Source organism: Promicromonospora kroppenstedtii DSM 19349 (assembly GCF_000515355.1).
Taxonomy (GTDB): domain Bacteria; phylum Actinomycetota; class Actinomycetes; order Actinomycetales; family Cellulomonadaceae; genus Promicromonospora; species Promicromonospora kroppenstedtii.
In genome coordinates, this window is the sequence record NZ_KI911640.1 from 16273 (window position 1) to 17412 (window position 1140).

The 1140-nt window shown below is 75.4% G+C and carries 3 protein-coding genes; 1 reads left to right on the top strand and 2 read right to left on the bottom strand.

Annotation, left to right across the window (positions count from 1 at the left end; genetic code table 11):
• Positions 1–119 precede the first annotated feature (119 nt).
• Positions 120–503, bottom strand: a complete 384-nt coding sequence (locus tag PROKR_RS07560; RefSeq protein WP_036961475.1) for a YidH family protein — start codon at positions 501–503, stop codon at positions 120–122.
• A gap of 13 nt (positions 504–516) precedes the next feature.
• On the bottom strand, positions 517–723 hold the full coding sequence (locus PROKR_RS07565; protein WP_036961478.1) for a hypothetical protein: 207 nt from the start codon (positions 721–723) through the stop codon (positions 517–519).
• A 164-nt stretch (positions 724–887) separates the two neighbouring features.
• On the opposite strand from PROKR_RS07565, the gene PROKR_RS34250 reads away from it, so the two are divergent.
• On the top strand, positions 888–1140 hold a 253-nt coding region (locus tag PROKR_RS34250; protein WP_211240058.1), incomplete at its 3' end, for a hypothetical protein.

Here is a 1140-nt window from a genome sequence, read left to right on the forward strand (position 1 = left end):
CAGCTCGGTGCGCTCGGGCTGCAGGCCGGGGGCAGGGGCGGGCCCGTCTCCCGGACCAGCTCCGGGCGTGGTGTCCGGGCCGGCGTCGGGCCTGGACTCCGGTCCGGCGCCCGGCCCCGTCATCGCAGCAGCACGCCGAGCAGCACGAGCACGCCCACCACCGAGACGACGACCGCGAGGACCACCCCGACGATCGTCGCCGGGAGCGGCGAACCGCTGCGCAGCGCCCGCTCGATGCGCATCCACCAGGCCCACGCGACCAGGGGCAGCAGCGTGCCCGCGACGATCAGCACGATCGACGCCGCGAGCCGCAGGCCGGGCTGGAGGTCGAGCCCCAGGGTCTCCAGGGCGACTCCGCCCGCGACGAGCGCGAGCGAGGTGCGGATCCAGGCGAGGAAGGTCCGCTCGTTGGCGAGGGAGAACCGCGCGTCGGGCTCCGAGCCGACCCCGAACACCGCCCCGGGGAACCGGCGCCCCGTGCCTGCGACCGTGCCCTCGCTCATTCCCTGCCCTCGCTCATTCCCTGATGGTCCCCCTGGACCGGCGCGCCCGCACCAGCGGGGCCACCACCGCGGCCGCGACGGACAGCAGCACGGGGGCGAGCAGGGTCCACGGCACGGCCCACCCGCTCGCGGCGTCGTGAACCGAGGTGACGCCGCCCCCGCCGACGCCGACCACGAGGTGACCGTCCCGAACGGGTTGGCCGTTCCCGGGATAGATCACCCGAGCGCAGTGCCGCGACCGGCGACGGTGTTGACCACAGCGCTTGCTGCCAAGATCGGGTCTGGTCCGGCAGCAACTGCTGTGCTCGACGCCTCGACGCCTCGGCGACGGCACCACCCGAAAAGGAGGTGGTGAGCGCCGCCGCCCGCCCGCACACTTGCCCGATGATCGACTCGACCGCTGGCGGAGGTACCGCTGCCGAAGGTCTCGGGTTCGGCCCCCGCATCGGCGTGGGCCGGGAGGCCGAGGTCTACGCCTGGGGTGCCGACGCCGTCGTGAAGCTGTACCGCGACGGGTTCGCCGGTCACCGGGCCGAGGCCGCGGCCCTGGCCGCGCTCGCCGGGCACCGCGTGGCCCCCGACCTGGTCGAGGTGGTGGAGCGCGAGGGGCGGCCCGGTCTGGTGCTGGAGCGCGTGG